The organism is Bacillus sp. FSL R5-0416, assembly GCF_037975425.1.
GTDB lineage: Bacteria > Bacillota > Bacilli > Bacillales > Bacillaceae > Bacillus > Bacillus subtilis.
This window is the reverse complement of record NZ_CP150252.1, coordinates 2,194,915-2,218,935: the sequence shown is the minus strand read 5'-3', so window position 1 is coordinate 2,218,935 and position 24,021 is coordinate 2,194,915. Positions and strand designations below refer to the sequence as shown.

At 39.2% G+C, this 24,021-nt stretch carries 24 protein-coding genes and 6 pseudogenes; 22 read left to right on the top strand and 8 right to left on the bottom strand.

Features of this window, described 5'->3' with window-relative positions; genetic code table 11:
• The first annotated feature begins 82 nt into the window (after positions 1-82).
• The 7 genes from NYE20_RS11590 to csaA all read left to right on the top strand — a co-directional run bounded on the left by NYE20_RS11590 (position 83) and on the right by csaA (position 4,873).
• Positions 83-1,021 carry a YafY family protein gene (locus tag NYE20_RS11590; protein ID WP_038829954.1) on the top strand — a complete coding sequence of 313 codons (939 nt, stop codon included), beginning with the start codon at positions 83-85 and terminating at the stop codon, positions 1,019-1,021.
• Between the two features lie 53 nt (positions 1,022-1,074).
• A complete protein-coding gene (locus tag NYE20_RS11585; protein ID WP_014480008.1) occupies positions 1,075-1,557 on the top strand; it encodes a GyrI-like domain-containing protein in 483 nt (160 codons plus the stop codon).
• A 75-nt stretch (positions 1,558-1,632) separates the two neighbouring features.
• Entirely contained in the window at positions 1,633-2,334 is a 702-nt protein-coding gene (locus NYE20_RS11580; RefSeq protein ID WP_003231294.1) for an MBL fold metallo-hydrolase, read from the top strand.
• A gap of 5 nt (positions 2,335-2,339) precedes the next feature.
• Positions 2,340-2,915 carry a TetR/AcrR family transcriptional regulator gene (locus NYE20_RS11575; RefSeq protein ID WP_017697555.1) on the top strand — a complete coding sequence of 192 codons (576 nt, stop codon included), beginning with the start codon at positions 2,340-2,342 and terminating at the stop codon, positions 2,913-2,915.
• A gap of 77 nt (positions 2,916-2,992) precedes the next feature.
• Positions 2,993-3,736 (top strand): GNAT family N-acetyltransferase, encoded by a 744-nt coding sequence (locus tag NYE20_RS11570; protein WP_103804341.1) that lies wholly within the window; start codon positions 2,993-2,995, stop codon positions 3,734-3,736.
• A 14-nt stretch (positions 3,737-3,750) separates the two neighbouring features.
• The gene (locus NYE20_RS11565; RefSeq protein WP_103804344.1) at positions 3,751-4,476 is read left to right on the top strand and encodes a helix-turn-helix domain-containing protein; all 726 of its coding nucleotides are present in this window, start codon (positions 3,751-3,753) and stop codon (positions 4,474-4,476) included.
• A 64-nt stretch (positions 4,477-4,540) separates the two neighbouring features.
• Positions 4,541-4,873: a chaperone CsaA gene (gene csaA, locus NYE20_RS11560; protein WP_032725963.1), complete on the top strand. Its 333-nt coding sequence runs from the start codon at positions 4,541-4,543 to the stop codon at positions 4,871-4,873.
• Between the two features lie 248 nt (positions 4,874-5,121).
• Here csaA and NYE20_RS11555 read toward each other — a convergent pair whose 3' ends face one another.
• Complete coding sequence (locus tag NYE20_RS11555) at positions 5,122-6,558, bottom strand: flavin monoamine oxidase family protein (protein WP_142388233.1); 1,437 nt, start codon at positions 6,556-6,558, stop codon at positions 5,122-5,124.
• Between the two features lie 127 nt (positions 6,559-6,685).
• Between NYE20_RS11555 and NYE20_RS11550 the strand changes: the two genes are divergently transcribed.
• From NYE20_RS11550 to yobK, 3 genes are all read left to right on the top strand, one after another.
• Entirely contained in the window at positions 6,686-7,243 is a 558-nt protein-coding gene (locus tag NYE20_RS11550) for an SMI1/KNR4 family protein (RefSeq protein ID WP_142388234.1), read from the top strand.
• A gap of 100 nt (positions 7,244-7,343) precedes the next feature.
• Positions 7,344-9,146: an LXG family T7SS effector ribonuclease toxin YobL gene (gene yobL, locus NYE20_RS11545; protein ID WP_161619361.1), complete on the top strand. Its 1,803-nt coding sequence runs from the start codon at positions 7,344-7,346 to the stop codon at positions 9,144-9,146.
• A 9-nt stretch (positions 9,147-9,155) separates the two neighbouring features.
• Complete coding sequence (yobK, locus tag NYE20_RS11540; RefSeq protein WP_015251924.1) at positions 9,156-9,614, top strand: type VII secretion system immunity protein YobK; 459 nt, start codon at positions 9,156-9,158, stop codon at positions 9,612-9,614.
• A 282-nt stretch (positions 9,615-9,896) separates the two neighbouring features.
• Here yobK and NYE20_RS11535 read toward each other — a convergent pair whose 3' ends face one another.
• Positions 9,897-9,953: a putative holin-like toxin gene (locus tag NYE20_RS11535; protein ID WP_224912973.1), complete on the bottom strand. Its 57-nt coding sequence runs from the start codon at positions 9,951-9,953 to the stop codon at positions 9,897-9,899.
• Between the two features lie 314 nt (positions 9,954-10,267).
• Here NYE20_RS11535 and NYE20_RS11530 point away from each other — a divergent pair, with 314 nt between their 5' ends.
• The 4 genes and pseudogenes from NYE20_RS11530 to NYE20_RS11515 form a co-directional block, all read left to right on the top strand.
• Positions 10,268-10,630: a hypothetical protein gene (locus tag NYE20_RS11530; RefSeq protein WP_049141160.1), complete on the top strand. Its 363-nt coding sequence runs from the start codon at positions 10,268-10,270 to the stop codon at positions 10,628-10,630.
• Positions 10,631-10,842: 212 nt separating this feature from the next.
• Positions 10,843-11,167, top strand: a pseudogene (locus NYE20_RS11525) (hypothetical protein).
• A 122-nt stretch (positions 11,168-11,289) separates the two neighbouring features.
• Positions 11,290-11,599, top strand: a pseudogene (locus NYE20_RS11520) (YolD-like family protein).
• Positions 11,592-11,796: pseudogene (locus tag NYE20_RS11515) on the top strand (UV damage repair protein UvrX); the annotation flags it as partial. The pseudogenes NYE20_RS11520 and NYE20_RS11515, both read left to right, overlap by 8 nt.
• Before the next feature lie 62 nt (positions 11,797-11,858).
• On the opposite strand, the pseudogene NYE20_RS11510 reads toward NYE20_RS11515, so the two are convergent.
• Positions 11,859-12,117, bottom strand: a pseudogene (locus tag NYE20_RS11510) (ATP-dependent DNA ligase); the annotation flags it as partial.
• A gap of 306 nt (positions 12,118-12,423) precedes the next feature.
• Here NYE20_RS11510 and xynA point away from each other — a divergent pair.
• Together xynA and ppsA are read left to right on the top strand one after the other, a co-directional pair.
• The gene (gene xynA / locus NYE20_RS11505; RefSeq protein WP_015251938.1) at positions 12,424-13,065 is read left to right on the top strand and encodes an endo-1,4-beta-xylanase XynA; all 642 of its coding nucleotides are present in this window, start codon (positions 12,424-12,426) and stop codon (positions 13,063-13,065) included.
• A gap of 670 nt (positions 13,066-13,735) precedes the next feature.
• Positions 13,736-16,336 (top strand): phosphoenolpyruvate synthase, encoded by a 2,601-nt coding sequence (gene ppsA, locus NYE20_RS11500; protein ID WP_161621627.1) that lies wholly within the window; start codon positions 13,736-13,738, stop codon positions 16,334-16,336.
• Between the two features lie 298 nt (positions 16,337-16,634).
• On the opposite strand, the gene NYE20_RS11495 is transcribed toward ppsA, so the two are convergent.
• On the bottom strand, positions 16,635-16,898 hold the full coding sequence (locus NYE20_RS11495; protein WP_049141156.1) for a hypothetical protein: 264 nt from the start codon (positions 16,896-16,898) through the stop codon (positions 16,635-16,637).
• Between the two features lie 113 nt (positions 16,899-17,011).
• Between NYE20_RS11495 and NYE20_RS11490 the strand changes: the two are divergent.
• Positions 17,012-17,113, top strand: a pseudogene (locus tag NYE20_RS11490) (hypothetical protein); the annotation flags it as partial.
• Between the two features lie 272 nt (positions 17,114-17,385).
• Here the strand turns inward: NYE20_RS11490 and NYE20_RS11485 are convergent.
• Entirely contained in the window at positions 17,386-17,619 is a 234-nt protein-coding gene (locus tag NYE20_RS11485; protein WP_070549138.1) for a hypothetical protein, read from the bottom strand.
• A 163-nt stretch (positions 17,620-17,782) separates the two neighbouring features.
• Here NYE20_RS11485 and NYE20_RS11480 point away from each other — a divergent pair, with 163 nt between their 5' ends.
• Positions 17,783-18,136: a DUF3221 domain-containing protein gene (locus tag NYE20_RS11480; RefSeq protein WP_161621626.1), complete on the top strand. Its 354-nt coding sequence runs from the start codon at positions 17,783-17,785 to the stop codon at positions 18,134-18,136.
• Positions 18,137-18,242: 106 nt separating this feature from the next.
• Positions 18,243-18,332 (top strand): annotated as a pseudogene (locus NYE20_RS11475) (SMI1/KNR4 family protein); the annotation flags it as partial.
• A 262-nt stretch (positions 18,333-18,594) separates the two neighbouring features.
• Here the strand turns inward: NYE20_RS11475 and bla are convergent.
• Positions 18,595-19,515 (bottom strand): class A beta-lactamase, encoded by a 921-nt coding sequence (bla, locus tag NYE20_RS11470; RefSeq protein ID WP_161621625.1) that lies wholly within the window; start codon positions 19,513-19,515, stop codon positions 18,595-18,597.
• 224 nt (positions 19,516-19,739) lie between these two features.
• On the opposite strand from bla, the gene NYE20_RS11465 reads away from it, so the two are divergent.
• A complete protein-coding gene (locus tag NYE20_RS11465; RefSeq protein ID WP_072174149.1) occupies positions 19,740-20,372 on the top strand; it encodes a type 1 glutamine amidotransferase family protein in 633 nt (210 codons plus the stop codon).
• Positions 20,373-20,635: 263 nt separating this feature from the next.
• Positions 20,636-21,067, top strand: coding sequence for a hypothetical protein (locus NYE20_RS11460; RefSeq protein WP_064671128.1), 432 nt, complete (start codon positions 20,636-20,638; stop codon positions 21,065-21,067).
• A gap of 173 nt (positions 21,068-21,240) precedes the next feature.
• Here the strand turns inward: NYE20_RS11460 and NYE20_RS11455 are convergent, their stop codons facing one another.
• Positions 21,241-22,119, bottom strand: a complete 879-nt coding sequence (locus tag NYE20_RS11455; RefSeq protein WP_021481420.1) for a DMT family transporter — start codon at positions 22,117-22,119, stop codon at positions 21,241-21,243.
• Between the two features lie 100 nt (positions 22,120-22,219).
• Between NYE20_RS11455 and NYE20_RS11450 the strand changes: the two genes are divergently transcribed.
• Positions 22,220-23,092, top strand: coding sequence for a LysR family transcriptional regulator (locus NYE20_RS11450; protein ID WP_120028147.1), 873 nt, complete (start codon positions 22,220-22,222; stop codon positions 23,090-23,092).
• Between the two features lie 123 nt (positions 23,093-23,215).
• Here NYE20_RS11450 and NYE20_RS11445 read toward each other — a convergent pair whose 3' ends face one another.
• On the bottom strand, positions 23,216-24,010 hold the full coding sequence (locus NYE20_RS11445; RefSeq protein ID WP_041849916.1) for a DUF817 domain-containing protein: 795 nt from the start codon (positions 24,008-24,010) through the stop codon (positions 23,216-23,218).
• Positions 24,011-24,021: the final 11 nt, after the last annotated feature.

Here is a 24,021-nt window from a genome sequence, read left to right as displayed (position 1 = left end):
CGCCGCATAATAGATATGCCCAAGCTTTATCAAAATGTTATGATTGTTTTGTTGGAAAATACAAGAAGAAAAGGTGCGCAGAATGAAACTGGAACGTTTGTTAGCGATGGTTGTGTTATTGATCAGCAAAAAACAAGTGCAGGCTGCAGAGCTTGCTGAGCTGTTTGAAGTATCTGTCAGAACAATTTACCGTGATATTGAGACGATCAATAGGGCTGGTATTCCGATTGTGACCTCACAGGGTTCCGGGGGCGGAATTGGCATCATGGAAACGTATCGGCTTGAAAGAGAGTGGCTGAAGGAGGAGGAATTGTTTGCAATTGCTTCCGCTTTGCAGAGCGTTTCATCTATGTATGAACCCGTTTCTCACAGCACAGCCTATCAAAAAATCAAACACCTTATACCTGAGCAATCTGCTCAAGCATTTAAGCACCAAACAGAAAAATGGTTTATTGACATGACGGCTTGGGGCCATACTGAGGATCAAAAGACGCTGCGCGAGAAAATCAGCGCTGCCATCGATCGGTTGTCAACGATATCTTTTACATATACAAGCGCAAGCGGGGAAACACTTCTTCGTGAAACTGAACCTTATACATTGGTTTGCAAGGCGGGGCACTGGTATTTATATGCCTACTGCCTGGTAAGAAATGATTTTCGTTTTTTTAAACTAAACCGGATGAAAGATCTGGCTATCTTACATCAGACCTTTATCAGAAAAGACATTCAGCTGGACACTTTGCCATGGGATAAGAATTGGTACCAGAAGGGCCGTTTAACTGAATTGGTTATTCTTGTTCAGCCGGCAGCACGTCAGCGTATAGGTGAATGGTTCGGATATGATGTCCTTCACTGTGAGGAAGATGAAATCTGCCGGGCAGTGATTTCACTTCCAGAAGATCAATGGCTGATCGGTTTTTTGCTCCAGTTCGGAAAGGATATTGAGGTTCTGCAGCCTCTTCATATACGGGATAGAGTAAAAGAAACCATTCATCACATGCAAAAAATATATGAAACCTGACACACTGCTGTCAGGTTTCTTTGTCTATAATCTTAAAAAAAGGAGGAGATCGTATGGGCTTTTCACATATAACACACTTAGACCGGAAACGATTTGCCGGACTGTCACAACGGACAAGCAACGCACTGGAAATGACGGAAGAAAGGAGGATTCCGGCACTGTGGGACCAATTCTGGAAGCAGGATATGAGCGCTCTTTTATCACAGGCTGAAAAAGACAAGAGCATTATTGCCTTATATTCGAATTATGAACAAGAGACGAATGGGTTTTATACGTTTTCAGTCGGAACGTTTCAGGAATACGACGACATTCTTCCGGGACCATATGAAAACATTGATTTGCCGGCTTCCGCTTACGCCGTTTTCACTTCCAGAATCGGTCCTATTGAAGAGATTGTGCTTGAAACGTGGAAGGAAATTTGGACTTGGGATAAGCGGCATCTGCGCACGTTTACAGGTGATTTTGAGATGTATGATCAAAGTGCCGCAGTGCCGCAGCGAGCACAAGTTAACATTTATGTAGCGATAAAAAAATAATAAACTCTTGAAAAACTAATGGTGTTAGTTAATAATAAAACTAACGCCATTAGTTTTTGTTAGGAGGGTAAAAAGATGAGAATTACTCAGTACCAAACGGTTTGGCAGCTGACTTTTTTTCCAGCATTGTTTCCGGTTAATTGCTATTTAGTAGAGGAAGAAAACGAAGTCACCCTTATTGATGCCGCACTGCCAGGCAGCTATAAAGGGATTATTCAAGCTGTGAATCAGCTTGGAAAACCGCTTCAGCATATTTTACTGACTCATGCACATGGGGACCATGTCGGATCACTGGATACATTGGCACAAACATTTCCGCATGCAAAGGTCATGATCTCGGAACGGGATTCATTCTTGCTTCAAGGTGACACATCCTTGCGGCAAGATGAGCCGCAGACGCCTATAAAAGGAGGTATTCCGAAACACATACAAACAAAGCCTCACCAACTGCTGACGGGCGGTGAAACAATTGGTTCTCTGCTTGCCATTCCAACACCGGGCCATACACCGGGCAGCATGTCATTTCTTGATACAAGAAACGGCACTTTAATAGCAGGAGATGCGTTTCAGTTGCGCGGAGGAATCGCTGTATCAGGTCAGATAAAATGGGCGTTTCCTTTTCCCGCTTTCGCCACATGGAATAAGGAGGAGGCCATCAAAAGTGCACAATTGCTCGCCGATAAGGCGCCTTCCTGTCTCGCTGTCGGACATGGAAAATTCCTGCGATCACCTTCAGAGCGGATGAGACAGGCGATCCAAAAAGCAAAGAAAGGATGATGAGCATGTCACCGAGAATAGGTTTGACCCAAAAAATGATTGTAGACGCTGCAGCGGAGATTGCCGATCAGGAAGGGGTAAATGGTGTCTCACTTGCGGCACTTTCTAAAAAAATGAATGTGCGCCCCCCGTCATTGTATAACCATATCAACGGGCTGCAAGCGATCAGAGCAGAACTTGCTGTCAGAGGACTGACAAAGCTTTTTGATCAAATGGCGGACTCCGTAACCGAACGAAAGGGAGATTCCGCTATGCTTTCTTTAGCACATGCATATGTTGATTTTGCAATTGAAAATCCCGGATATTATGAAGCGGCTCTGCTTAAGGTTCAGGACAAACGGACGGAAATCGTCTCTGACCAAATTGTCTGTCTTGTGACGAAGCTGCTCATTGAAAACGGCTATGCAAGTGAAAAGACTGCCATTCATGCGACAAGGGGGCTTAGAAGCCTGCTGCATGGCTTTACTGCTTTAATCGCAAAAGAAGCATTTGAACGTGAAGAGGACATTTTAGAAAGCCTGTCATTTTCAATTCGGACATTTTTGTCGGGATTATTAATAAACAATAAAAATATTATGTAAACAAATAAATGGATGTCTTATATTTCTGAATATTGTATAATATCAAGGGAGTATACATAGGGGAGAGGCATTATGCAATGGATGACATTCACAAGATTGAACGGTTAGCGGCAGCTTCATGGCCGGCTTATTTTCAAAAAAGCATAGGGCAATGGCTTCTCAGAGCGAATTTTGGCGTAACCAAAAGGGCAAATAGCGTATGGACGTCTGCGGATATGCCAGAAGGGGATTTTCAGCTAGAGGCTGAACTTTTTTATCAAAGTTTAGGCTTACCTGTTTGTTTTCATATTAGCAACGCATCACCGAAAGGGCTTGATGACGCATTGGCAGACAGCCGTTATGAAAAGGTAGACGAGTGCTTCCAGATGACAGCGTTGTGCCGGTCAATTATGAGCCGAACAAATGACAACAGCCGATTTACATACAAGTGGGAACAAGAGCCATCATCTGTTTGGATAGATGAATTTATTCAATTAGAAGGGTTTTCACCCGAGCGTCACAAAGGTTACAAACACATTTTCGAACGCATGCCGCCGTGTAAAACTTTTTTCAAGATGTATGACAAAGAAAGCCTGACAGCGCTTGGCACGGTTTCTGTCATTGATGGTTATGGCGGACTTAGTAATATCGTTGTAGCTGAGGAGCACAGAGGAAAAGGGGCAGGAACCCAAGTGATCAGGGTGTTGACTGAATGGGCAAAAAACAACGGAGCGGAACGCATGTTTTTACAAGTGATGAAAGACAATCTGGCGGCAGTTTCTTTATATGAAAAGATCCGATTTTCGCCTATATCGGAACACCATTACCGGATTAAAAGATGACCAAAGGAAGGGGTTTGCTGATGGACTCGCTTCAAGAGATGATTTGCGAAAAACGGACATACACACGCCTTTATCATTCACATAAGCACGCATACAGCCAATTTCTTTTTCCGCTTGAAGGGAGTATTGATCTTGAGACTGAAGAGCGCCAGGTGAAATTAAAGCCAGATCATTTTTTATATATTCCGCCGGAGTGTGAGCATCGTTTCCGTTCTATCGGAAGAAATGAATGTCTTGTACTGGATGTTCCGCTTCATGCAATGAAAATTGATGAGTATCGTGCAGGATCGGGAATTGAAGCTGCACTCGATCCTTTCTGGTCTTCGATCAGGTACTTGCTGACAGAGGAAGCAAAGGCCGGAACAGCCAACTCGCTTCATATGCTAGTACAATACATAAAAGAAAAGCTTCAATCCCATAGCTATGCCTCAATTGCATACATTCACAGCCATTTATTTGAGCGGTTGACGATTAAGAAGCTGGCAGAAATCGAGCATTATCACCCAGCTTATTATTCAAGCTGGTTCAAAAAACAGACAGGGAAGTCCCCGCAGAACTATATTGCCGAACTTCGCCTTGAGGAAGCAAAAAGAATGCTGATGGAGAGAAATGAAACTCTTACCGTCGTGAGCGAGGCGCTGGGCTTTCAAAACCTTTCTTCTTTTACAAGATGGTTCACGAAAAGCACAGGAATGCCGCCCCGCCTGTATCGAAACACCTTATATTCAGATAAAAAATAATGGCTATTTGGTTAAACAAATCTTGAATATCTCCTTTACAATAGGAGAAAAAGGAGTTATTGATATGGCAGTCATTGAAGACTTTGAGAAATTGGATATCAGAACGGGAACAATTGTAAAAGCGGAAGAATTTCCTGAAGCAAGAGTACCGGCAATCAAGCTTGTGATAGATTTTGGGACTGAAATTGGCATAAAACAATCGAGCGCACAAATCACGAAGCGTTACAAGCCAGAAGATCTCATCAACAAGCAAGTCATAGCAGTCGTGAACTTTCCGCCCCGCCGGATCGCCGGATTTAAATCGGAAGTCTTGGTCCTCGGCGGCATACCCGGCCAGGCCGACGTCGTCCTTTTGCAGCCGGATCAGCCTGTCCCAAACGGCACAAAAATCGGATAACGCAAAAAAAGACGTTTGCCTAAGGCAAACGTCTTTGCGTATTGAGGCGATGCACCACACGCCACATTCGTGTGTGCCGTAAAGGCATGTACATCGGCTTACACAATTCAGCTCATCGCTATATGAATATAGCATGGAGGGCGAAGGATTGCAAGGATTACTTTGTTTTTGTGATTGAATTTGTCCGTCTAATCAAGATCTTATTATATGAAATGTAATAATCTTTTAGTACAGAAGGTGAGCATGATCTAAGGTAAGCGATTGACCTCATAAGCAACACGTATTCCAGATTCAATCGCGCCTTGCATCCACGCATGAGTGAGTGAGGCGTGTTCTCCGGCGAAATGAATTCTGCCCTCAGGGACAGAAATATAGGGATACAGCTCTAATTCTTGTCCTGGTTCGAAAGCTGTAAAACCTCCCGCAGAATACGGGTACTGGCTCCAGCTAAAAGAAGTGCCAGACACAAATTCAGACCACACAATATCACCATAGATTTCAGATAAATTCAGTAAAGTATACTGGATTCGCTCTCCTTCTGAAAGACTGTCCCATATTAGTGCCTCATCAGCCCATGTATAGCTGGCCAGAATGACAGCATGTCCATTTGCTCCAATATTTCTGCTTGGATAATACGAAAAACGAATGGGTATATCAGTAATAGATTTACCGCCGCGCTGCCCGGCTTTTTCCCAAAATCGGCTTTTAAACTCTATGCCGATTTTTGTTGCACTGATATAGTTTAGCTCACGGATTGCCCTTCGTTTATAGTACGAGAATGAATGGTATGGTTCGACTTTTACAAATCGCAATGTTGAAAAAGGAATGGTTACAATAGCGAGATCAGCTGTGAATGATGTGAATTCTGCCGTTTGTTGATGCTGACAATGGATCGTAACACGATTTTCCCCCTGAGAAATTTTCATCATTTTTTGATGGTATAGAATGTTTGCTTTTAATTGAGGAAGAAACGCGTGAGGCAGCAGATCCATGCCGCCAGTTATCTCATAGAAGTGAGCGGGCGATGAAAAAAAGATAGATTCCCGCAATACTTCAACAAGGGACATCCCCATATACGCTTCCATATCCAAAAGTACACCAATCATATCGATCGCGCCATATGAAAAATACGTGTTTAAAAAAGAGCTTAACGAATGATTTTTGTATTGTTCTTCGACAATCCGCCAATTTCTCGCTGGATTTTGATTGATAAAATTTAGAATAGGCTGCAGTAAAGAAAGCATCAGCTCTTCAGACGTTTTCCCTTGTTCATTTGGTGCAACTGGGTATCTCAATATTCCAGGAGCTCGTTCAAAAACTTGGAGACGTGTTTTGATTCCATTTGCATAAATGATGTCCATCGGGGTTCTGTTGAGAAATACATTTGTTGGCAATTTGAATTTTTTTATATATTCTAAGGTTAACGAATGGTTATTCGGTATGCGCATCGGGCCAGCGTTAAAATACAAATCATCACTAAAGGGAGCTCTCAAAGTGCAGACACGGCCGCCCGCTCTGCCGCTCGCTTCGAGAATCGTTACTCTGTGACCGGCATTTTTCAGCAATGATGCTGATACAAGCCCGGACAATCCAGCTCCTACAACAAGAATATGCTTTGGATGCTGGGATGCGCTAAGGCCATTTCTAATGATCTTTACCATGTCATCATTCATTAGAGAATTCAATTTTTAGAGGCACCTCTTTTTAGAATTTATTGCATTATATTCACTGAAAAGAGCACCTATCACGATCTGTTCACATCTTTTGGAATTTGAAAGGTTATTGTTAAAAGGAAATAAAGGGGTGATGTATGTGACTAACTTTGTTCATAAGACGGTAAATGGTTTGAAAAGTCTTTTAGATGAAAAAGGAGCCATTCAATTGTTTTGTACTGAAGGGGATATCATGGAGTTCCTTGTTACATTTTCACAGGACAAAGCAACCCTTAACGACATTCAAAGCTTTGAAGCTAAACATCAGATTACCCTTCCAGAGGATTATCAGAAGTTCATGACACTGCATAACGGTGCGAAAATTTTTGAGATTCTTTCTGATGGGGAGAATATAGGTGGAGGACTTCAGCTATTTAGCCTTGAAGAGATTGAAGAGGAGTTAAAATATGAGGATTTGTTTGAAGATATCAATGGTATTCCAATTGGCTACTTATTGGAAGAATGCCATTTAATGATTGATAAAGATAAAGTGAACCAAGGTGATCCCAACTATCTCTATATATTTGAAAGTGGTTTAGAATATAATCCATTAAATGTAAACTTTGAAATATTTTTAGACCGGTATATATTGGCCAATGGAGAACCTTTTTGGGATTGGCGCTACTATACCGCAGAAAATTATTATAGAACAAGATAGTGTGTGATGTATAAGACAGTCATTTGGGCTGTCTTTTTCTGTTATTCAAATAGATTACTGTGGTAAAATTTACATAGAGTAGTCTAGGAAGGAGAATGATATGAAGGTATTTGAGGCTGATTCATTACTCTTTGAGGCCGATAAAAGAACCAAAGAGTATAAGGAACTAAGGTCGCAAATGGTGAAGCTAAGAAAAGCTTTTCAAAACGTAGCTAACCTAGATGACAGTGAGTTTTCAGGCAAGGGTGCTGACAACATTAAAGCATTTTATCATGATCATGTCGGTGTTACGGATCAATGGATTGATTTAATTGACATGAAGATTGCTTTCTTAAGCAGCATGTCTGCAAAACTTGAAGATGCTAAGATGTCTGATGCTTACATAGAAGAATCCTTTTTAGAACACGAGTTGGCTAACGCCTATACAAAATCAAAATCCATTATGTCTGAACAGAAAAAAGCAATGAAAGACATATTAAACGACATCAATGATATTCTTCCCCTTGAAATATTCTCAACAGAAGACTTCAAAGACAAACTTTCTTCTGCAGATGACAAACGTGAAAAAACAATCGATAAGCTAAACAAGCTTGATGAGGATTTAAAAACAGAATACGCTGAAACAGAGCCTAACGAACAGTTCATCCAGCAAGATTTTAAAAAGCTGCAGGAATCAACAGGCAAAGGGAAGAACGCCACTCCGATTCACTATAACGCCAAAGCGTATAGAGAAAGTGACATACATAAGAAAAAAGGCGACATAGAGAAGCATTCTGAAGCTTACTTAAGCGTGAAGAAAGAAGAAGCAAAGGAACGTGAAATCAAGGAATTAAAGAAAAAACTTAATGACGGTGTCTCTGACCCTGATGAATATTTAGAGATTGCTAAGAAAGTAGGGTACGAGAATCTGGAGCCAGCTCAAGTACAGCTTGCAATGCAAATTGAACAAGCGAAGCAACTAGAAGGAGCAGGAGAAATCACTTGGGATATCGTAAAAGGTGTAGGAGTAGGCTTATATGATGTAGGAAAAGACACTGTAACCGGCATATGGGACTTCATCACCGATCCAGGAGAAACACTCTTAGCGCTGGGCAATGCAGTTATTCATCCAGTGAAAACATATGATGCCATTTCAGTAGCCATAGAAGAGTCATATCAAAAGGATATGGTGAATGGAGATGCCTATTCTAGATCAAGATGGGTTACCTATGCTATTGGTTCAGTGGCTGTAGCTGTTGTTGGTACAAAAGGTGCAGGAGCCATTAACAAAGCAGATGCAACGGGGAAGGTCATAAACAAAGCAAGTCAGGCAGGGAAGAAAATAAAAGACGTCAAGATTCCAGATTTGCTGCCTTATAATCCTAAGTACGACTTTGCTATGGCAGGGGGCGTGCCATACAATGTGGTTGATAGCCAAAGCCTTAAGAATGAACTTTTGACTAATGCGAAGAAAATACCGGATGGAACAAGAAAACCGTTTACTGGCCAAAAGATAAGCCCCCCTTGGCTAAATAAAGAAAAGTATGAAGCATATGAAATAGAGGGGAAGGTAAAGGCGAAGGGGAAAGTTAAAGATGTAAGCCGTAGAGTGTATACTATGAAAGATATTGATATTAATCAAAAAACAGAATTCGGTGTTACAAATCTTCAGCTTATGAAAAACGGGAATGCCCCTTATGCAAAAGACGGTACACAGATTAATTTACATCACTTGATTCAAGAAGAACCTGGCCCAATGCTTGAAATCCCGAATAGCTTACATACAAAATATAGTGATGTCATTCATCAGCTAAAGTCTGATGGTGAAAGTTTTAGAAATGATAAGGTTTTAAAAGCACAATACGAGAGTTTTAGAAAGAGATATTGGAAGTGGAGAGCGAAACAATTTGAAAATGAGAATTGAGGTGTTTATATGATTTATTCGAAGGTTGAGAACTTTATTAATGAAAATAAACAAAATGCTATATTTACAGAAGGCGCAAGTCATGAAAACATTGGTCGCATTGAAGAAAACCTCCAATGCGATCTCCCCAACAGTTATAAATGGTTTTTAGAAAAATACGGTGCTGGTGGTTTATTCGGTGTTTTAGTTTTAGGCTACAACTTTGATCATGCATCAGTTGTAAATAGGACTAATGAATATAAAGAACACTATGGCCTTACTGATGGACTTGTGGTTATTGAAGATGTTGATTACTTTGCTTACTGTCTAGATACAAATAAAATGAAAGACGGAGAATGCCCTGTAGTTGAATGGGATAGGGTAGTTGGTTATCAAGATACTGTTGCAGAAAGCTTTATTGAATTTTTTTATAATAAGATTCAGGAAGCGAAAGATGATTGGGAAGAGGATGAAGACTGGGACGATTAAGTAAAAATATTGCAATTGCTCAATAGATACACTTGAGTTGCACATCCTCAATCTAAATAAAATAATGGTTTTATCCATAAAGCAATTGTATTCAAATAACATTTCTATATGGTTATAATTAGGATAAGGATTATGCTTTTTAAGGTATAAAAAATGCATAAAATAAAAAGACTAGGGTGCTATCAACACCCCGTCTCTGTACTAAAGCTACCCACTAAAGGGCTTGCTCGATGTGATTTCTTGGTAGACCTATCCCTTCAGGTTCTTAGGCTCAAGGGAGGTCTATTTTTTATTTATATATGTCAACAGGGCAATTACAAATGACCCGAATGCAAGCATTAGCATTAATGCCTGGATGTTGACATAGCCTCACCCTCTTTCATAGGGGATGAGCAAGACTCCCTTTAGTGAGCAAACTTAATGTACAGGAAATATTATACTATACTAAATCCCCTTGACGTTGTAAATTCAAACAATATATTGACAACAGCATTTAATAGAATTTCTATTAACATCAATTACATTTGAAATGACAGACACATATGGTAGTTTGCGACTCGCAAAATTCAAGGCGTAATCCTAATTCAGCTATTGAGTAGGATTGTTAAAAAGTGTTGATTTGTTATTTTCAAAATGAAAAGTGAGGATTGTATATGAAGATTGTTAGCCAAGAAATTCAAGATTTGTCCATTAAATCCTTGGAATCAACTTTTAGTAAACTTTCAAATGCTTATAAAAGTACGACAGAAAAAGGTTCAAACACAACTCTTGTCAAAAAGAGACTAAACGCAGTAAAAATTGGCTTAGAAAGCCTAAAAGGTACCTGGAATGGTGAAAATTTTTGCTATGAGCAAGAAATCATATTGACTTCTAAAGAAGTTCTACAAGATATCATTCCATTTATTGAAAAACAAATAGCAAAAGCAAAAGAAGGCAGGTCTCAAAAAACATTAAATGAGCGTCGCTTAACTGCACTAAAACTGGCAATCGAATCTTTAGAGAACCGTCTTATTTGAGAAAATTAATTGTTCCAGAATCGGGTGCGTTACATAAACAAGATTGAAGGAAACCCTATCTACTATGGTTTCTTTTTATTTTTGCGTATTTATCAATATTAAAATTTGACAGAACCTTATTAAATCATTTAAGGGATTGTCGATATTTAACATGTGTAAAAATGGAAAAGGCAATACAATTATAAAAAGCTCTGAGAGGATCGTGATTATCGGTGGTAAATGTAAACTCAAGCGATCTTATTTATAATCCAAAATTCTTAGCATTTTGCAGCTTGGCTACAGAAGGATACGGGGGAAATAACTCAGCTCCCAGTAGATCCATTGGTTTTAGTGAATTCTGTGAAAAACTTGAGAAAAATGAAGTAGTTAAACCCGAATAAGTCTTTAGATTATTGGAAATCAAGATTTAATCCAGGAGGCAATCTTTCTGCGCTAGATTCGCAGGTATTAGATATTATCAAAAAAGCTTATAACTTTAATAAAGATAATATGCTGTTGCGAAATGAAGCAGTTAATGCGTATAAAAATTCAAATTAATTATGAGACAGAGCCCAGCTTAATAAAATGCTGGGCGTTTTACTTATTGGGGTTATTTGCTTGCGAATACTCTCGATGTTCTTTCTCCAATTTTAGTATTATCAATAAAGGAGTGAGTCGATATGTTTAGGGATCGGGGAACAATCAATGGATATCAATGATGCTTCCAGAGCATTTAATACAGCTTAAACAAGATTTGATTGATGGATCAAAAATTGAGATGATCAACAAATTGAAGAGATGGGCGTTTTCGTTTCTGAAGCACTTGAATTTTGAAATTCAAACTTTTCAACTATGGATTTGTTTGAAAATGCTGTTGGCAGAGTTCATTCCATTAATTTTTAACAACATAAGCTTTACGTTAAAGATCAACATAACAACACAGTATATATCAACATGAATAACATCATAGGAGTTACATACAATGATTGATTACTCACAATTTCTACGTAAGAATATACTTTGTGTTTTTATACTTCTGGATCGGCTGTTGCAATGGGGCTTAATCCTTGAACATAGTATCTTGCTGTTGTAGGAAATATGGAGAGACAGGGAAGTGTAGTGTCAGCTGCGTCTCCTGCGTTTAAAAAAGAAAAACAGGATCGAGACTTTTTGAGATGCCTGAAGATCAAGAGTGCACATTTACAGTTCCCGAAAAACCATTGTCCACTGCAATATCATAAGCTGATTTCTTTTCTTTGGCCAGATTAAAGTAAGCTAATTCGTTTCCTTGCAGGCCTTCAATAACAAATACATTATCATGGTCAAGGTTGAGATCTAAAAGCATATTTTTGCGTTCACTGAGTGGCTTATTAGCGATTGAATACCCATCAAATTACATCAAAGACACAGTAAACTACCTTATGGACTGATTTTTTGGACATGAAACGTTGCACTGCAGCTTCAAAGTCAAGAGCACCACCTGGGTCAGCTACAATGATTTCACAATCTCTACTGAATATCTCCTTTATACGCAATGGTTCAATGGGGATTAATTACAGATATTACTCAATCTGAATTAGAAACAAGAATTGTGATCCTGCGAAAAAAGGATCAGGATATGGTGGAAGAAGACCACTTATAATGTGTTTCTAGGTATTTGTAATTAAATTACAAATACTTTTAATATTTGCTCATGAATTCGTGGTATTATACTGAAGGGGACGATCAAAAGCTTTGGCGTTAGTAATTAAAAATGTTTTAAATGTATACGAGTGCTGCCTCAAAGTCGGAAAAAATATTATAGGAGGTAACATATGTTTAAGTTTAAAAAGAATTTCTTAGTTGGATTATCGGCAGCTTTAATGAGTATTAGCTTGTTTTCGGCAACCGCCTCTGCAGCTAGCACAGACTACTGGCAAAATTGGACTGATGGGGGCGGTATAGTAAACGCTGTCAATGGGTCTGGCGGGAACTACAGTGTTAATTGGTCTAATACCGGAAATTTTGTTGTTGGTAAAGGTTGGACTACAGGTTCGCCATTTAGGACGATAAACTATAATGCCGGAGTTTGGGCACCGAATGGCAATGGATATTTAACTTTATATGGTTGGACGAGATCACCCCTCATAGAATATTATGTAGTGGATTCATGGGGTACTTATAGACCTACTGGAACGTATAAAGGTACTGTAAAAAGTGATGGGGGTACATATGACATATATACAACTACACGTTATAACGCACCTTCCATTGATGGCGATCGCACTACTTTTACGCAGTACTGGAGTGTTCGTCAGACGAAGAGACCAACTGGAAGCAACGCTACAATCACTTTCAGCAATCATGTGAACGCATGGAAGAGCCATGGAATGAATCTGGGCAGTAATTGGGCTTACCAAGTCATGGCGACAGAAGGATATCAAAGTAGTGGAAGTTCTAACGTAACAGTGTGGTAACAGATCATCTTTAATTAGGGGTAGCTAACGGGCTGCTGATCGTTCCTTGAGAAGTTTTATAATCAATGATTATTAAAATCGTTAGTAATGGTTAAAGGTTGTTTTCTACTAGGTGAACGGCCTTGCAATTGCTGGAGGTAGGGTATTCTCCATCTGGTTTTATAACTTTTCCTATAGGTTAATAGAATGGTATTTAAATGAGAATGCTACAATTTTTTGTAGTCAGCGCTTGCTCACAACAGACACCTTTACATAACTCTTCTTTATCAAACATAAGCCTTATTCAAAATAAAAATATCTAGTAGTTAACCAAATCTTCATAACTTTACACTAGTTAAAGGTGGGACTGTTAAGAACAAAAAGTCTAATTTATGAATGGGGACTCTACGAACAAAGCAAGTAAGTTCAAAAAGAACCCAACTTTAGGATTTCCTTATTAGAGGATTGAATCAGCTCAAACCAAGTTTTTTAATGCGACTAGCTATGGAAATTAAGAAAAGAACCTGGGCAATTTCACCAGGTTCTTTTTATATTGCACAAAAACAGACACGGTGATATAATCACACTACGTGCGCTTTCTAGTTAAAAGGTTATAGATATCCATCTTATAATTTTATTATATCCTGCTAGGAAGCTCTTGTCAATATTTTTTTTGAAGGGGAGATGTAGAATGAGTTCTTTGGTTCTCGGTTTACATGAAATTGAAAAAACACAGCTTTCGCTCGTTGGAGGAAAAGGGTTACATTTAGGGGAATTATCAAAAATTCAAGGTATACAAGTACCAGAAGGATTTTGTGTCACAACAGTAGGATATCAAAAAGCCATCGAACAAAACGAAACGTTACAAGTGTTGTTGGATCAATTGGCGATGCTAAAAGTTGAGGACCGAGATCAAGTTGGTAACATCAGCAGAAAGATTCGGCAAATCATTATAGAAGTAGACATCCCTTCTGATGTTGTGAAAGCTGTGGCTCAATATCTCTCCCAGTTTGGCGAGGAACATGCCTATGCCGTGCGTTCTAGTGCGACTGCTGAAGATTTACTTCATGCTTCTTTTGCCGGTCAACAAGACACCTATTTAAATATTATCGGCGTCGATGCAATCTTGCAGCATATCAGTAAATGCTGGGCGTCCCTATTTACGGATCGCGCGGTTATTTACCGTATGCAAAATGGATTTGACCACAGCCAAGTCTATTTATCCGTTATCGTTCAAAGGATGGTTTTCCCTCAGGCTTCGGGGATTTTATTTACCGCTGATCCGATTACCTCAAGCCGAAAGGTGTTATCCATCGATGCCGGTTTTGGACTTGGTGAATCACTGGTTTCCGGCTTGGTATCTGCCGATTGTTATAAAGTACAGGATGGGCAAATCATCGATAAGAGAATAGCAACTAAAAAATTGGCTATCTACGGACGAAAAGAAGGCGGAACAGAAACACAGCAGATCGATTCTGATCAGCAAAAGGCTCAAACACTGACTGATGAACAAATTTTACAGCTGGCACGCATTGGAAGAGAGATCGGAGCTCATTTCGGCCAGCCGCAAGATATCGAATGGTGTTTGACCCGCGATACTTTTTATATTGTACAGAGTCGTCCAATCACTACTTTATTCCCCATCCCTGAAGCGAGTGACCAAGAAAATCACGTCTATATTTCTGTTGGTCATCAACAAATGATGACGGATCCCATAAAACCACTGGGATTGTCTTTTTTTCTGTTGACGACTGCTGCACCCATGCGTAAAGCCGGTGGAAGGCTATTTGTTGATGTCGCACATCATCTGGCATCCCCTGACAGCAGAGAAGTTTTCTTAAAAGGCATGGGGCAGCACGATCAGCTCTTAAAAGACGCACTTATGACCATAATAAAGCGACGAGATTTCATAAAGTCGATACCAAATGATAAAACAGCACCAAATCCCAGCAGAGGCAATGCAGATATGCCGGCTCAAGTTGAAAACGATCCGACAATCGTGTCTGATTTGATTGAGAGCAGTCAAACATCGATAGAAGAGTTAAAACAAAACATCCAAACGAAATCAGGATCAGATTTATTTCGTTTTATTCTGGAAGATATCCAGGAATTAAAGAAGATTTTATTTAACCCAGAAAGTTCTGTTGTGATTCGAACTGCTATGAATGCTTCATTATGGATTAACGAAAAAATGAACGAGTGGTTAGGTGAAAAAAACGCAGCAGATACGCTTTCTCAATCTGTACCCCATAATATTACTTCCGAAATGGGTCTTGCGCTATTAGACGTCGCAGATGTGATTCGTCCTTATCCAGAGGTAATTGATTACTTACAACATGTAAAAGATGATAACTTTTTGGATGAACTGGCTAAGTTTGATGGCGGAAGCAAAACCCGAGACGCGATCTATGATTATCTCAGCAAATACGGAATGCGATGTACCGGAGAAATTGATATTACAAGAACTCGATGGAGTGAAAAACCAACTACACTTATCCCAATGATTCTTAATAATATCAATAACAGTGAGCCAAATGCCAGCCATCGGAAATTTGAGCAAGGGCGACAGGAAGCTTTGAAGAAAGAGCAAGAGTTATTAGATCGATTAAAGCAATTACCGGATGGTGAACAAAAAGCCAAAGAAACAAAACGAATGATAGATATCATCCGAAATTTCAGCGGGTTTAGGGAATATCCAAAATACGGCATGATTAATCGATACTTCGTTTATAAGCAGGCTTTACTGGAAGAAGCCGAACGACTCGTAGAAGCGGGCGTTATTCAAGAAAAAGAAGATATATACTATCTCACTTTTGAAGAACTTCACGAAGTCGTACACACACATAAACTGGATTATCAAATCATCAGTACACGACAAGACGAGTACAAATTATATGAAAAACTATCTCCACCACGTGTTATCACGTCTGATGGTGAAATCGTTACAGGTGAGTATAAACGAGAAAATCTCCCAGCCGGAGCGATTGTAGGTCTACCTGTTTCCTCCGGAGTGATAGAGGGGCGAGCGCGTGTCATTTTAAACATGGAAGATGCTGATTTAGAAGATGGAGATATATTAGTTACCTCCTTTACCGATCCAAGCTGGACACCATTGTTTGTATCCATAAAAGGCCTAGTCACCGAAGTTGGGGGACTGATGACACATGGAGCTGTTATAGCCCGTGAATATGGCTTACCTGCAGTTGTTGGCGTTGAAAATGCTGCCAAGCTGATAAAAGATGGGCAACGAATTCGCGTTCATGGTACAGAAGGCTACATTGAAATCTTATAATGTCTGATGTGTGTAGAGAGCCATCAGATATTCCCCACCAGCCCTAACTAGAAGTTGGGAGGCTGCAATTGTACCGAATGATAAAGTTCCCGTTGAACTAACGAAGATCGATAGCACATTAAGAAAAGCTGGAACCTCTTGGGGGAGGTCTGGCTTTTCTATATAAAATTGGCGTAGTGTGCAAAAGCCGCATTTTGCGGGCGGCGCTTCTTTAAAGTGAATTGTTTATTACCTGCATTTAAACTTGTATTTGTGCTTAAAACAAGAGAAAAAGGAGCTAAAAAGCTCCTTTATAAATTTAAACAACTTTTGTATAAATAGCCGTGTAAAACCCGATTGAGTAATCAAAATAATGACGTGTAAGCGTATAAGTATAACCGTTGTATTCTATTGTTGGCTGGAAGTCCATTGGCAGAGGACTAATGCGGTATATAGTGTCATAATCATATTCATCACTTTTTACTGCAACCTCAGACGAAGTGCCAGCAGCCATTGCGGGAACCGCGGATATGAGCATGCCAAAGGATAAAGCAGAACTCGATAAGATTTTCCTAATCTTCAATTATACCAACTCCGTTTACAATTTATACATATATTATGTTGTAATTGGAAGTTACTTTGAAAGTGAATAATGGATCATAAAAAGTAAAAATCTCGATTTTAAAGGGAGAAAATATATGTATAGTAGACGACAGTAATGATAAGTATATTTATGCTGGAACCCAAAAAGAAGCAGCATGCAATAATGAGTTTGAAAGCGGAATAAGAGTAAGGGTATGATTCGAAGGCAACCACATACAAACATTTGAGAAAGAACAAAAAGAAGTAGATCCGTTTGGTGAATGTCCCTGTTGTTTATTTTAAAGATCAAAAAGAGTTTAAAATGGGCGGTATTACATTAATGACACGCCACAATGTTGCTATTTACGAAGACAAAGATCGGAAGAAAAAATTGGTTCAGATAGTTTTATCATTATAGATAGAGGTGGCCCAAAAGCACTTAGAAATAAGCTTAAACAAAAAATCCTCCCACAAAGGGAGGATTACTATTACATATTAACTAAAGTGTAAGTCAATGAAACAATGAATAAAAAATACGAAATATAAGATATTGCTTTTGAAGAACTTGTTTTATGTTTTTGGAATGTATAGATAAGTGCAAAACCCAAGAAGAAAACTGTTACAAACCAAGAAGTATATTGTGGAAAGATGGCGACCGCCAATACCATGATTGTTGAAAAAATAAATGAAGAGTAATGAGTTACTTTATGATCATTATTCAATGAAATCACCTCTACGAATTTTTACCCGATTTAGTCTGTGTATTACCAGCTTGTAAAAGATTCAATATGAGAAAATGAAGAAGTTTCTGGATAGATTTACACTACAGTTTATTGATATGTAGTTATGGAGTGAGATTGTTAAACATGACGGGAGGGAGAAAGGTTGCCGAAAATTGGAGTAAGCTTGATAGTGCTCATTATTTTTCTTGCAGGCTGCAATAAAAGTGAACAAAACGGTGACGAAACAAAGATGCAGAGCCTAGTAGGCTATGTCGTGCTTAAAGACAATGAAAGAGCAATTCTCATTAACGATACAAAAGCTCCAGTAAAAGAAGATTACGATCTTTCTGAAGGACAACTTATGAACAAGTTTAAAAATAACATAGTAATTGTAGGATTAAGTGAGATTGATAACACAGATGATCTCAAAAGAGGTGAAAAAATAAAAGTGTGGTTCCATACACTTAAAGAGTCAAATCCACCAAGTGCAACGATACAAAAATATGAATTATTATAAAAAAATTGTTGAATTCTCATATAGATAACCTCTGAGACAACAAATGTTGTTCTATTGCATTGAAACTGCCAGTGACCAATATCAAGTTCAGTTATGTTAATTCAAGTGGTTTGATATGTTAGTGTCTTCGAACGAGACGAAATATTGGGAAGAGAGTCCGAATATCAATGAGTATTACAAATTGGTCACAGAATAAGAGACTTAAGAGAGTTGTCTGCATTGTATGTTTACTTGAAGGAGAAGAAAATGGATTTTAGGGTGCTTAATCTTAATTCTTGTCAGGTCAAACTTTACTTGTTCCATAGAATGAAAACTTGCCGTTAATTATAATAACGTTTAATTTTGTGGTGTTTAAATATATGATTCTAGAGGTCTTATGAAAGAACCGTTCATCAAAAAATGAACGGTAGGAGTTAAAAAAGTAATGTCTTTTCCTTTGTGGCAAAAGGCTAAACACTTTATTTGAGATCGTTAAGGACGACTTTTGCAGCCTCAGCGATAAGAGCATTATCATAATTAGCATCTTTCATAAAGCGGTTTGACAGAATTGCCACAACAATAGGAGCTCTGTTTGGCGGCCAAACGATAGCAATGTCGTTTCGTGTCCCGTAACTTCCGGCTCCGGATTTATCGCCGACTTCCCATCCTATTGGAGCGCCTGCCCGAATCAGTTCGTCACCAGTAGCATTGCCTCGCATCCAATCGGTTAAGATCGTGCGTTTGTCAGTCGTGAGCGTGTTATCTAAAGTGAAGGCTTTAAGATCGGTTGCCAGTGCTTTTGCGGTGCTGGTGTCACGAATATCACCAGGAATCGCAGAGTTTAGATCCGTCTCGAATCGTTTAGCTTTCGTTACATGATCCCCAATCTGTTTCAGTGACTTTTCAAAACCTTTAGGGCCGCCAAGCTGTTGCAACAAGATGTTCCCAGCGGTATTATCGCTGTAACGGATAGCCGCTTCCGAGATTTCTTTTAGGCTCATGCCTGTATCTAGGTGTTTCTCTGTGATTGGAGAATATGTAACAAGATCGTCCTTGCTGTAGTGGATGACTTCATTAAGTTTTTCAATTGAGTTTTTCTTCAGGACAGCAGCTGCGGCTAGAACTTTATAGGTTGATGCGTAAGCAAATCGTTCATTCGGCCGATAGGCGATTGTCTTGTTTGAACCTGTATCAATTGCATAAACACCAAGCCTGGCATCAAATTTTTTCTCAAGTTGAACAAATTTTTTATTCGTTATACAGCTTGCCATGTTTGTGTCTTCTATGGATTTTGCTTCTGCATGTGTTGAGTTGAAAAAAGGTGTGAAACCAGTAATGCTTAAACATAAAAGCCCAACACATATTCCGAATTTTATTGACGCTTTATTTTTCAACTTCATCAGGCCTCCTCATTCAAATGATTTTGTATTACCTTTGAAATGTTTTCCATGACAGTTAGTGTAACAAACCCCATTGCGCTAGTAAACATAGAATCAATTGATCTTATATTTTTATAAGTTGGGAGAACAAGGGCATAAGAATAGAATCAACAAAAAAGCTGACAATGGCTGTCGCAAAGTCATCTATTAGAAAGCTTTATCAATTGTGATTGGAGTGTTATTGGATGCAAACGAGAAAAGTTTATCTCTACGTATTTCACACAATGTCAGACTGGGAATATGGATATTTAATTGCGGAACTAAACTCAGGGAGATACTTTAAACAAGATGCAGCATCTTTAAAAGTAGTTACAGTAGGGGTTAATAAAGAAATGATAACTACGTTGGGAGGATTAAGCATAAAACCAGATATTTCTCTTGACGAATGTATTCTTGGGAGTCAAGATCTTATCATTTTACCCGGAGGAAACACTTGGGGAGAAGTTATTCATCAGCCGATCTTGAAAAAAGTTGGCGACGCTTTAAAGCTCGGCACGACTATTGCTGCAATTTGTGGGGCAACCTTGGGCCTCGCGAATGAAGGATACTTAAATTCGAGAAAGCACACAAGCAATGACCTAGAGTATATGAAAATGGTTTGCCCTAATTACAAAGGAGAAACACTATATGAAAAGGAACCTGCAGTATCTGATAAAAATTTGGTTACTGCATCAGGAATTGCTCCTTTGGAATTTGCAGTAGAAGTATTGAAAAAATTAGATGTATTTGCACCAGATACATTGCGTTCATGGTATAAGCTAAATAAGACTCAAAAGCCTGAATACTTCTTTGAGCTAATGAATACAATAAATCGATAGAAAACACTTTAGCAGTTTTTTGTAGTGCTCCTGAACTTATGGGAGCATTTTTTATATGTGTCTAGGAGCTATATAAAGAAATGCAGAAACTTTTAAAAAGAATATAGATTGGTAAGCCTTATTTCGAATAGAGTTTGATTTGGGTTAAAACTGTTCTTATTAAGGCTCATTTCATGGTGCTAAAGATTCATTTGGAGAAGACTGTCTTGATCAGAAAAGACCCTTCCAATATATTGAAGTAAAAGATGTCGGGAGGAACTCTTTTGAAAAAGATGTTGATGTTAGCTTTTACATTTCTTTTGGCTTTGACTATCCATGTAGGGGAAGCTTCGGCCGTTATCGTGAAAGATGAGGAGAAAGTGAGTTTTACAATGACAGAGAATGAAAAATGGTTTATGAAGTCTGATAACCTAAATTCAAACCATTGGACATCTCACTTTGGGTACAGATTCACCATTTTCGATACTGAAGGATGTACAATTAACGCAAGAATCATGCGAATGACTTTGTCAGGATATGAAATAACCGTTAGTGAAAAAAACTTCTCGGGGGATCATTTTGATTTGAGTGCAACTGATCGAGTTGAGACGATGCCTTATAAGACTCATTATTTGATTTTGACGAAAGATCCAGATTGCGGAGATGTTAAAGTAAAAGGTCTATACGGTTTTCAGTTTGATCAGCCAGAATGGTAATAAAAAAGAATCTGGATTCTCACCAGCCTAAACGCCAGCCAAGCTAATGTCTCACATGCAGACATTAGCTTTTTCCATTGTTTTATAGGCTGTCGTCAGGATTCTAGAAGACTTTCTCGTAATAGTCGTCACCTGTCACATGAAGCCCAAATGACAGGGGAAATGTATATCATTCACACTTTCCGTCGTGAAAATGTAAATGTATTCATAAAAATCCCGCAGCATATCAGCAGTGCGCCGAGGATAATGTTGATGGTGATCTGTTCGTGCAATTGCAGCCATCCAAAGAATAGGGCCAATACGGGAACAAACATTAATGCCATGGATGCTTTTGACGCTTGGATTTGATTGAGCACCCAAAACCATACGACAAAGGTAAAGCCGGTGGAAAGCAAGCCATTAAACAGCAATGACCACACCGCCTGATATGTCCACTCGGCTGAAGGGACCGGCTCAAATATAAAGGAAAACACCAATAACATGACGGCTCCCATCATAAGGTGCCAGGCATTCATGTGAATAATATCGATATGCTTGAATTGTAGCTTGCTGAACACATTCGCGATTCCCCAGCTAAGCGCTGCCGCAAGTACGCACAGCTCCCCAAATAAAGCGCTTTGATCGATATTGAGCATTTCCTTTCCAAATATAAATAACAGTCCGAAGAGGCCGCAGACCAGTCCCATCGTTTTATACACATTCATTTTCTCGTTTAATGAAAAATGGCTGATCACCGTAACAAATATAGGCATTGTATATACCAAAACAGAGGTTTTCCCTGAATCGACAAACTGCATTCCATACGTCAAAATCCCCATATAGCCCAGCCCCATCAACAGGCTCATGATGATATAGCTTTTGAGATGTTCTTTTTGAATTGAAAGCTTTTTTCTTTGGATGAAGAGAATGAGAAATAAAGGAACTGCTCCGATGAACAGGCGCAAACCCGAAAATAAAAGCGGGGGGATGTCATGAATTCCTACTTTCATCGCAACCCAAGTATAACCCCAAATAAGTGTGACAGATATGATTCCCAGCATAACTTTTACCATAATGAAGCCGCCTTTCTTGTTAAAATATCGTGCTGGTTTCTATCATATGTTACATTTATGTATAACTGAAATACATTTTTATTATTGGGGGTATAACCAAATGGTTATGAACATGAACCATCTTCACATATTTGTAAAAGTCGGGGAGAAATTAAATATTACAGAAGCGGCAAAAGAATTGTTCATCTCTCAGCCGGCGGTAAGTAAAGCGATAAAAAACCTGGAGAGCTCACTGCAGCTCAAATTATTGATCAGGGATAAACATCATGGTTTAATGCTGACTGACATCGGAAAAGAAATATTGCTGCTGGCGAGGCAAATGAAGGGAATTGAAAGCAAAATATATCAAGTAGCCAACCGGGAAAACAAGCTGTTAAACGGGAAGGTGAAAATTGGTTCATTTCCTGCAGTTTCAACAAATATCATGCCACAGGCGATTGCGGCATTCAGATCAAACTACCCGCTGATCCTCATAGAATTGATCGAAGGAACCTCTGACCAAATAAAAGGATGGGTTGAAGATCGGACGGTTGATATCGGGATCGCAGCATCTCCATTTGAACCGTTTGAAAATCAGCTATTGTGTAACGACTATATGGTGGCCGTCATCCCGCCGCAGCGTGACGAATTAAAACTTGAAAAGCATGTCGACCTTGAAACATATCAAGATGACCTCATTTTTTGTAAAGGCGGTCATGAAATCGCGATGTCAAACGCATTTTCGCAATACAACATCGAATTAAAGGAAAACTTAACTGTGCAAAATGCCGAAACCTTGATTAATATGGTCAAAAATAACTTGGGTATCGGCATCATTTCAAACTTTACACTTTCATCCGTCCCGCATCAATTGATTAAAAAGGACATCTTTCCTAGGGTTACACGCGATATTGGCGTCATCGCACATTCATTTGAAGAGATAACGCCGGCGGCGCATGAGTTTGTCAAAGTGTTGAAAGCAGTTGTAATCTGAATCAGTTATCGTGTTGCGATGAAATTTGAAGAAGATGAATACTCACCGGCAGAGTTACATAAAAGAAAAAAGCAACCATTTGAACGTTGCTTTTCACTCTATTTGGGACCTTGTATGCGTATGCTAAGAAAAAGATTCATCCATCTCTGCCTTTGTGGGACTCTGCTCCTTAACTTGTTTTAATGATGCTACTATAAGAAAGCTAACAATCACTAGCAAGAGCCATGAACTTACCTTTCCAAGGTGTACGAGACTCCATGTATCGATTTGGTTTGGATATTTCCAAGCTCCAAAAAACGTAGCGATATTTTCCGCTATCCATATAAAAAATCCGATGAGTACAAAAGAAAGTGCGAGCGGCATACGGTAACGAGCTCCATTCACCTCGTATGTAACCCATGTTTGCCAAAAGACAATGATGACAAGCCCAGATAACCACCATCGAATATCTATAGAAAAATGGTGGGTGAAAAAATTCAAATAAATTGCTGCGGCAAGCGGAACAACTGCAAAAAAAGACGGCCACTTAACCAGTTCAACCTTAAGCCTTCTCCATGCCTGGCACAAATAACTGGCTACACTTGCGTACATAAAGCCGCTATACAAAGGTACTCCAAATATTTTGGAGTATCCTTCTTCTGGATAAGACCAGGAGCCCATATGGACTTTAAAAAGTTCCAGAGCAAGCCCAATAAGGTGGAATAATGTGATCACTTTTAATTCATCCCGTGTTTCAAGACCGGAACGCACCATCCACAATTGCATGAGAACGCAGATAATGAGCAGCCAGTCATATCGCGGCAAGAAGGGCAGTGGGATGATTTGCGTAATAGCCAAAGAGGCAAAAATAACGGCAGGAAACAAACATGAAAGGGCTTGTTCCCAGCCAAAAAGAACGATTTGTTTTATTGCTCTCATGATGTATGCCT

Excerpts from the sequence above, each read along its gene's own strand:
- NYE20_RS11590 (WP_038829954.1), top strand. The coding sequence starts at position 83 with ATGAAACTGGAACGTTTGTTAGCGATGGTTGTGTTATTGATCAGCAAA.
- NYE20_RS11585 (WP_014480008.1), top strand. The coding sequence starts at position 1,075 with ATGGGCTTTTCACATATAACACACTTAGACCGGAAACGATTTGCCGGA.
- NYE20_RS11580 (WP_003231294.1), top strand. The coding sequence starts at position 1,633 with ATGAGAATTACTCAGTACCAAACGGTTTGGCAGCTGACTTTTTTTCCA.
- NYE20_RS11575 (WP_017697555.1), top strand. The coding sequence starts at position 2,340 with ATGTCACCGAGAATAGGTTTGACCCAAAAAATGATTGTAGACGCTGCA.
- NYE20_RS11570 (WP_103804341.1), top strand. The coding sequence starts at position 2,993 with ATGGATGACATTCACAAGATTGAACGGTTAGCGGCAGCTTCATGGCCG.
- csaA (WP_032725963.1), top strand. The coding sequence starts at position 4,541 with ATGGCAGTCATTGAAGACTTTGAGAAATTGGATATCAGAACGGGAACA.
- yobL (WP_161619361.1), top strand. The coding sequence starts at position 7,344 with ATGAAGGTATTTGAGGCTGATTCATTACTCTTTGAGGCCGATAAAAGA.
- yobK (WP_015251924.1), top strand. The coding sequence starts at position 9,156 with ATGATTTATTCGAAGGTTGAGAACTTTATTAATGAAAATAAACAAAAT.
- NYE20_RS11530 (WP_049141160.1), top strand. The coding sequence starts at position 10,268 with ATGAAGATTGTTAGCCAAGAAATTCAAGATTTGTCCATTAAATCCTTG.
- xynA (WP_015251938.1), top strand. The coding sequence starts at position 12,424 with ATGTTTAAGTTTAAAAAGAATTTCTTAGTTGGATTATCGGCAGCTTTA.
- ppsA (WP_161621627.1), top strand. The coding sequence starts at position 13,736 with ATGAGTTCTTTGGTTCTCGGTTTACATGAAATTGAAAAAACACAGCTT.
- bla (WP_161621625.1), bottom strand. The coding sequence starts at position 19,515 with ATGAAGTTGAAAAATAAAGCGTCAATAAAATTCGGAATATGTGTTGGG.
- NYE20_RS11465 (WP_072174149.1), top strand. The coding sequence starts at position 19,740 with ATGCAAACGAGAAAAGTTTATCTCTACGTATTTCACACAATGTCAGAC.
- NYE20_RS11455 (WP_021481420.1), bottom strand. The coding sequence starts at position 22,119 with ATGGTAAAAGTTATGCTGGGAATCATATCTGTCACACTTATTTGGGGT.
- NYE20_RS11450 (WP_120028147.1), top strand. The coding sequence starts at position 22,220 with ATGGTTATGAACATGAACCATCTTCACATATTTGTAAAAGTCGGGGAG.
- NYE20_RS11445 (WP_041849916.1), bottom strand. The coding sequence starts at position 24,010 with ATGAGAGCAATAAAACAAATCGTTCTTTTTGGCTGGGAACAAGCCCTT.